The 7,220-nt window shown below is 62.8% G+C and carries 9 protein-coding genes; 4 read left to right on the forward strand and 5 right to left on the reverse strand.

Annotation, left to right across the window (positions count from 1 at the left end; all coding sequences use genetic code 11):
• The coding region (locus KAZ48_04475) for an ABC-F family ATP-binding cassette domain-containing protein (GenBank protein MBP7972033.1) at positions 1 to 976 on the forward strand (976 nt) is incomplete at its 5' end.
• Between the two features lie 146 nt (positions 977 to 1,122).
• On the opposite strand, the gene KAZ48_04480 is transcribed toward KAZ48_04475, so the two are convergent.
• Both KAZ48_04480 and KAZ48_04485 read right to left on the reverse strand, forming a co-directional pair.
• Entirely contained in the window at positions 1,123 to 1,548 is a 426-nt protein-coding gene (locus tag KAZ48_04480; GenBank protein ID MBP7972034.1) for a hypothetical protein, read from the reverse strand.
• Positions 1,549 to 1,683: 135 nt separating this feature from the next.
• The gene (locus KAZ48_04485; GenBank protein MBP7972035.1) at positions 1,684 to 1,863 is read right to left on the reverse strand and encodes a hypothetical protein; all 180 of its coding nucleotides are present in this window, start codon (positions 1,861 to 1,863) and stop codon (positions 1,684 to 1,686) included.
• Between the two features lie 94 nt (positions 1,864 to 1,957).
• Between KAZ48_04485 and KAZ48_04490 the strand changes: the two genes are divergently transcribed.
• From KAZ48_04490 to KAZ48_04500, 3 genes are all read left to right on the forward strand, one after another.
• The gene (locus tag KAZ48_04490) at positions 1,958 to 2,578 is read left to right on the forward strand and encodes a class I SAM-dependent methyltransferase (GenBank protein ID MBP7972036.1); all 621 of its coding nucleotides are present in this window, start codon (positions 1,958 to 1,960) and stop codon (positions 2,576 to 2,578) included.
• Between the two features lie 116 nt (positions 2,579 to 2,694).
• A complete protein-coding gene (locus tag KAZ48_04495; protein ID MBP7972037.1) occupies positions 2,695 to 3,426 on the forward strand; it encodes a hypothetical protein in 732 nt (243 codons plus the stop codon).
• 67 nt (positions 3,427 to 3,493) lie between these two features.
• Positions 3,494 to 4,489 (forward strand): TIGR00341 family protein, encoded by a 996-nt coding sequence (locus KAZ48_04500; GenBank protein ID MBP7972038.1) that lies wholly within the window; start codon positions 3,494 to 3,496, stop codon positions 4,487 to 4,489.
• A gap of 34 nt (positions 4,490 to 4,523) precedes the next feature.
• Here the strand turns inward: KAZ48_04500 and KAZ48_04505 are convergent, their stop codons facing one another.
• The 3 genes from KAZ48_04505 to KAZ48_04515 form a co-directional block, all read right to left on the reverse strand.
• A complete protein-coding gene (locus tag KAZ48_04505) occupies positions 4,524 to 6,110 on the reverse strand; it encodes an HIT domain-containing protein (protein ID MBP7972039.1) in 1,587 nt (528 codons plus the stop codon).
• Positions 6,111 to 6,153: 43 nt separating this feature from the next.
• Positions 6,154 to 6,501 (reverse strand): nucleotide pyrophosphohydrolase, encoded by a 348-nt coding sequence (locus KAZ48_04510; GenBank protein MBP7972040.1) that lies wholly within the window; start codon positions 6,499 to 6,501, stop codon positions 6,154 to 6,156.
• A 14-nt stretch (positions 6,502 to 6,515) separates the two neighbouring features.
• A partial coding sequence (locus KAZ48_04515; GenBank protein ID MBP7972041.1) for a DUF2075 domain-containing protein occupies positions 6,516 to 7,220 on the reverse strand: 705 nt, incomplete at its 5' end.

The raw sequence follows: 7,220 nt of genomic DNA on the forward strand, positions 1-7,220 counted from the left end.
GGTCGTGGAGATCGACCGCAGTCTGCAACAGATCACGACGTACGGCGGTGGATACGAGGCCTTTCTCGATGAGCGATCTCTTGCCCGCCGCCAGGCCCGTCTCGATTACGAGCAGTACTCCGGCCGGCGCGCTGAGCTTGAAGCGCGTGCTCGGATGCAGCGCGCCTGGATGGAGAAGGGCGTCAAGAACGCGCGCCGCAAGAGCAAGGACAACGACAAGATCGGTAGGAAGTTCCGCAACGAGGCGACCGAGAAGCAGGCTGCCAAGGCCAGGCAGAGTGAGCGCATGATCGAGCGACTCGAAACCGTCGAAGAGCCGCGCAAGGAATGGCAGCTGCAATTCAGCATCGCCGCCGCGCCGCGTTCCGGGGAGGTTGTCGCGATCGCCCGCGCTGCCAGTGTCAGTCGCGGTGACTTCACCCTCGGCCCGGTCGACCTGCAGTTGACCCTGCGCGACCGAGTCGCCGTGACTGGGCCGAATGGTGCCGGAAAGACGACTCTGCTGGCCCTTCTGCTGGGGCGAATTTCCCCGCAGGCTGGCCAGGTCTCCCTCGGCGCCGGCGTCGTGGTGGGCGAGGTCGACCAGGCTCGGGCGCTGTTCGAGCGCGAGGACGTCGTCTCCGACGCCTTCGCCCGGCAGGTGCCTGACTGGCCCACTGCGGATGTCCGCACTCTGCTCGCTAAGTTCGGGATCGGCACGCAGCAAGCTTTCCGGCCAGCCTTGTCGCTGTCTCCCGGCGAGCGCACTCGCGTAGCGCTGGCGCTGCTGCAGGCGCGCGGGGTCAATCTGCTCGTCCTCGATGAACCCACCAACCACCTCGACCTGCCCGCCATCGAGCAGCTCGAACAGGCGCTTGAGTCCTTCGACGGCACCGTCCTGCTGGTCACGCACGACCGGCGCATGCTCGACACTGTTCGCCTCACCCGGCGCTGGCACGTCGAGGATGGCCAGGTCACCGAGGTCTCCGCGGGCTGATCCACCCGCACGACACGGCAGCTGTCGAGGAACAGCCTGTGCCGAAAGGAGGCTTCACAGTCGAATGTGAAGATGACGTCGGCCAAGGCAAGATCGTCCACTTCACGGTCGTAGACACTCCCCGAACGACAAGCTAGAGATCCCACCTATCGCGTCCCATAGCGCCGCAGGATTTCGGTGACCGTTGAACGCGCTCTGTCCGGATCCGTCCCGCCGCCGCACAGACGCCGCCCGATAGCGCGGGCGCGGCCGTTGAGCACGTCCATGTGACCCATGTCCGAGACGACCACATGCGAGGCCTCAGATGAGGCGGCGGCGAAGTGGTTGTGGTTGAGGTGTTCGGGAGCGCAACGCCCGCCGATTCCGGCTCCGACGATTAGCGCAGGGATATCCCAGCGCTGTGCCGTGCGAGTCGCGCTGCGCGGACCAGTGACGCGGCGTCGGAGGCCTCGTCTTCGACGGAGTAGCGGCCCAGGAGAGCCGCCGGACCTGGCCGGTACAGCTGACGAACGTCGACCGACAAATCGACGCGGACCAGCGGCTGCAGAAGCTGCCGGTAGGCGCCCGGCCAGACGACAAAGCCTGGGAGGAAGACCAGGGCATCGCCTTGACCCTCTCCAAGAATCATGGGTTCACCTCCGCACCGCGATAGTCGTTTCGCGCGTCTCCGGGTTCCGAGGCACACCGAGAGGCCAAGACTGCCTCGGCTACTCCGCACCGACCTCAAGCGCGCGCAAGCGAACCTCAATCTGGCAGAGGTGGCAGGGGTCCTTCTTGGAGTGAAGGTAGTTGTGCCCGCACGCCGTGCAAGAGGCCATGCCTTCTTTCCAGAAGATGGAACCGGCGCCCCTGGGCAGTCCGTTGGCACACGTGGTCGGATCGATCATGCATGGGAGCCTAGAGCGAACCCTCCTCGGAGTCTGATTGACCGGAGCACAATGAGTAGGGAGTGCCAGCCAGACCGGTGGACGGGAGCGTGCTGTGGAGCCGGATTCGTTGGCGCGGATCTATGACGGGTTCGCTGCGACGTACGCGCGCCAGCGTGACGTGTTCGATTTGAGTGGCGTTCTGAGGGACTTCGCCGCGGACCTTCCGCCCGTGGGTGACCTCTGTGATCTCGGCTGCGGCGCCGGTGAGCCGGTCAGCGCCATGTTTGTCGCGCGGGGATGGCGTGTGACGGGAGTGGACTTCAGTGCAGGGATGCTCGAGCTCGCAAACACCTACGTCCCCGGGATAACGACTGTCCTCGCTGACATTCGCAATGTTGAATTCGATGCCAACTCCTTCGATGCAGTGGTGGCGGTCTACAGCCTGTTCCACGTTCCGTGGCGCGACCACCCGACGATCTTCGCGCGGGTTGCTCGCTGGCTTCGGCCAAGCGGACGCTTCCTTTTCACCTACGCCCTGCGTGATTACACCGGACAGGACGAGTTCGAAGGGACCAAAGAGTTCATGGGTCAGGAACTCTTCTATAGCCACACAACCCCGGCGCGGATGGGCGAGCAGTTGGCGGCGGCAGGTCTAGTGGTCGGCGATCAACAGCGCCGCACCATCGGCGGCGAAACGTTCCTGTGGGTCACTGCTACCCCGCTACCTCGCTGACGCGCATCCGCACCACGTCGGGTGGCGGTGTCATACTTGACCGAATTTGGACTCGCCGCCGATGTCACTTTCGCTAGTTGCGGCGATGGCTCGGGCAGAGTCAACGAAAGTCGTCAGTGAATGAATCCCGCGCAGACGGGTGCGAGAGTCAGTGGGTAGTGGTGAATTCCGATATCGGTAGGGCGCGGGCGATGGCGCTCGGATTCGGTCTGGGTTCGGTGCTCTTTGCCCTCGGGACGGTGATGGTTTGGCAGTCGCTGTCTGCCGTGGCTGTGAGTGTGACGTTTGCGATCGGCGCACTTCTATTCACGGCGGCGGCACTCGTCCAGTGGCGATCGGCGGTCGCTCGCGAACCGGCACCGGCTACGGGTTTTTGGAACAGCATCCGCCGGAATTGGCTGAACCCCGATTGGATGAGTGCCGTCATTCAGTTGGTGGGAACGCTCTACTTCAACGTCATGACCGTACGGGCGCTAGTGCTGGCTCTGGGGCACGCGACGCATTCAGATCGGGGGGTGTGGCATCCGGACTACGTGGGTTCGTTGCTGTTCCTCATCGCCAGTCTGGTGGCCTGGCATCCGAGGGCGCGCAAACGCCGCGGCCAATTGCTGCATGGACGCGCCAAGTCAGTGAACGCGGCCAACATGCTCGGGTCGATCTTCTTTGGGCTTTCCGCCTGGGGTGCGAAGCCCATGATCGACGGCGGCATCCAGAGCGTCGCGGCGAGCAACTGGGGAACGTTCCTGGGCGCGATCGGATTCTTGATCGCAGCATTGCTCAGCTGGCCTCGAGGGACGCCCGAGCGTCCCGTTGCTCCCAAACCAGACGCAACTGACGCCACCCCTTGATCTTGAGTACGCACTTGATGGTCGCTCTCGATCGGATACGGTTCCACGAGCCGACCAGGGAGAACGAATGAACTTCTTGCAGCACCGGATCGATTCAGCTGATCTCGACCGGATGACTGATGCGCTGTTCTTCGAAGGCATGCGACGCCGTACCAAGACGTCGCGGTTCTGGGTCTTGCTGCTCCTGTCCGGGGTCATCGCCACCCTCGGAGTGATGCAGGACAGCACCGCGACCGTGATTGGCGCGATGATCGTTGCGCCCTTGATGACGCCCATCATCGGTACCGCGCTGGCCTTCGTGCTGACGGACCGGACGATGCTGCTTCGCTCGATCATCTTCGTCGTCATTGGAGCCCTGTCGGTCATTGCGATCGGCTTCTTCTTCGGCACAGTCGACTACCTGTGGAGCTCGGTCGGCAACTCGCAAGTCTCCAGTCGGATAAGCCCAGCACTGATTGACCTTTTGGCCGCATTGGCCACTGGCGTTGTGGGTGCATTCGCGCTAGTGCGCGCCGACGTCTCGGACACGCTGCCCGGTGTGGCGATCGCGATCTCGCTGGTTCCGCCGCTCGCCGTTTGCGGTTTGATGCTGTCCGAGGGCAACTTCTCGGAAGCCTTCGGCGCGCTCATCCTCTTCGCCACCAACGTCAGCGCGATCGTGCTCACTGGCACCATCATCTTGTTGGTCTACAAAGTTCGAGAGGTTGCCAAGGAGCAGGGTCGTGCCGTCCGGAACCTGAGCAAGAAGTCCGTGGCGGCCGTCGTGGGCTTGGTTGTTCTGGTCGCGATTCCGTTGGCCTTCGGGTCGGCAACGGTCATCCTTGACCAACGGATCAACATCATCGCAACGCCGATCGCAAAGAAGTGGGCTGAGGGGCAGGACTGGCAGATCACCCAGATCAGCGCCTCGCAAGGGACCTTGAACATCGTGGCTCTCGGTCGACCACCCGAGCTGAATCCAGACCCGTTGCGCCAGCAACTCAACGATGCCGGACTCGAGGACGTGGACGTTGAGGTGACGCTGGTCATCGGTGGTTCGCGAAGCTTCCCGGCCACCGGCTAGTGAATACCCCTCACCCTGGCAATTGCCGCGGGGCTCACGCGGGAACCTTCAGGACGTCCAGAGCGTGCGTGCGTTGTAGGTCGTCGAAGGTGATCGTCTTGTGGCGCCCGGCCCAAACGGGAATGCCGTTTGGCTGCCAGAAGTAGCTGGAGCGACCAACGCGCAGGCTCCTGGCGCGGTCGAAGGGCCAGTTGATTTCGGCCGAGATTTCGGCCAGTGCGGACACATCTCGCTCGACCCAGCGTCCGAGCAGTTCCGGTACGACCAGACGAGCGGACTTGTCGCCGTTGCACGCCCGATCCGCGAGCACGAGGTTGTCCAAGTCATTGCTCGGGTAGTGACTCCACGGGATGACGTGGTCAACCTCGACCTTGTTCCTCTCAAGCGGGTGGTCGCACCAGAAGCATCGTCCGTTCGCTAGGTCATGCAGCGGATCGACCAAAGGTGCCAGTGAACTGCGCTGCGCTCCGAAAAGGAACGAACGCAATTCGGCCTCTTGGGTGTTGATGGCGTTGATGGACGCGACGTCTCGCAGCCAAACATTCTGAATCGCCTGGCGCAGAACGTAGGCATTCTCGGCAAGAGCGGAAGCCACACCGGGGTGCAAGGTGATGTGTGGGTCGTCATTGAGTGCGCCTCGCTCGGGCAGAAACTCGCTGTCGTCATAGAGGCGCGGGATGTAGCCGTCGCGAGAGGCCCCGCGGCCAGGCCGCTGCAACCGAGGGATGGGCTGCTTCGCCAACGCGGATTCAACCGATTTGCGGCAGCGCGCGTATTCGATCGGATGAATCGACTTCACCTGTTCGATGTCGGCGTTGGAGGGGACGCCCGTCATCGATCGCAGCAGAGTCGCCGCCGCAAGGATCCGACTGGTTGGTGTCGTGGCTTGTCGCAAAGGCCCGGTGCCCTCGGCGAATGGGTTGGGGCGTGTCTGACGCCAGTACAACTCGATGATTCGGTCAGCTAGTTCACTGAGCCCAATTCGGACCGCAGGGGATTCTTCCTCGGTGGCTGCGGGTCGTTCGATCGCAGCGTCGACGATCGCAGTCAGGAGTGCTGGCTTGTACGTCGCAGCTCGCCGACCCTCCTCGATGATCAGCAGAAGCCACTGCATCAAAGAAGCGGATTCACCAGCCGCGACGACGCGACCTACACCCTCCTCGAGTTTGGTCTCAGGATGTGTCTCGGGCCTGCCTCCCAGGTAGTTGCCTTTGTCAGGGATCACATGACGAACTCCGCCGCGTGGGTCGTTCATGTCGCCCTGGTGCCGCGGGATGACATGCACGTGAAGGTGATCGACGGTCTGACCGGCAGCATCGCCAGCGTTAAAGCCGACGTTGAAACCGTCTGGTCGTGGCATCCCAGGGAGTTGATATGACCGGACCTCGTCATCGAGCAGGTCTACGCGGATCTGATCGACCAACGCCATGATCGACTGCTGTTCATCAGTCGTGGCATCCCACCACTGGGTGACGACGCGTCGCGGGATCACAAGCGTGTGACCACGGGTGACCGGGAACTTGTCGCGGATCGCAAAGGCAAGTTCGTTCGATGCGACGTGATGTTCTGGCGGAACCTTCAGGAACGGCGATGCGCTCACTTCGCTCTGCCATTCGGACATGGCTTCAGGCTAGCGGCGCACAGCCACTGGGACAGACCGTAAGTCACTCAGACCTTTCCACCTTGGCCGCGTTGCCCTTGGCGACCTCAATGCTGTAGCGGACCGAGTTCGCCTCGATCTTGTCCAGTGCGGCCTGCTCCAAATCGATGCCGGCGACATCGGCTAGGCGGCAGAGGTAGATCAGGACGTCCGCCAGCTCCTCCGACACAGCCGTTCGCTGTTCGGTACTCAGGTTCGCCGACTCCTCCGCTGTGAGCCACTGGAACTCGGCCAGTAGCTCGCCCGCCTCGCCGGCCAACGCCATGGCGAGATTCTTGGGCGTGTGGAATTGCTCCCAGTCCCGCTCGGTCGCGAACGCGCGGGTGCGGGTAGTTAGAGATTCAAAGCTCATGTAACCGTCCTACCTCACGCGCCCGACGGCGGGCTGACCAGTTCCCGCAAGAGCTCTCTGGTCGCGGCGTCCGTCGAGTAGATGACCGTTCCCAGCATTCCCCTGGTCAGCAGCACCTTGTACACATTTCGGACGAACTCGTCAAAGCCTTGGACGTCCTTGCCGCGGAATGCGGGGTCACGCGATTCGCGCACGTCCGAAACAAACTGACTTTCACGCCAGACGAGGTCCGGACCGAAGATCACTCCGGACCAGTCGTACTCAAAACCTTGGGCGGTGTAGATGCACCCCACCTGATCGAAGCCACCATCTTTCGTCGCCCACAGGCTCCGTGCAGGTGCTCCTTGGTGCTCGCGCTCCTCTGGGTTGTTCCAGGGACGTGCCCATTTCCCGACGACCACATCGTTGACTAGTGCGGCGTCCTTCTTCAGCTTCGACCAAGGCCAGCAGAACCCCGCCGACATTCGGGCGGAGTACTCCTCGTTCTGACGACGGACGAGGAACTCCTCCATCTCTTGCGGGGAGTCGACTACAACGACGCTGTAGTGATCGTCGCCTTGCCAATTGGAGGGACCTCCGTCCGCCAGCCCGAGCAGCCGAAGCACCCACTGCTCGTATGAGCGGCTGCCCCCGGCTCTGAACTGAGCGTCTAGTTCGATGACGGAGACGTCGATGCCCTGACGTCTTGCAGCGGCTTGGATGTCGGCAACCGTTCCGAT

The sequence above is a fragment of the Candidatus Nanopelagicales bacterium genome (assembly GCA_018003655.1).
Lineage (GTDB): Bacteria > Actinomycetota > Actinomycetes > S36-B12 > UBA10799 > JAGNDY01.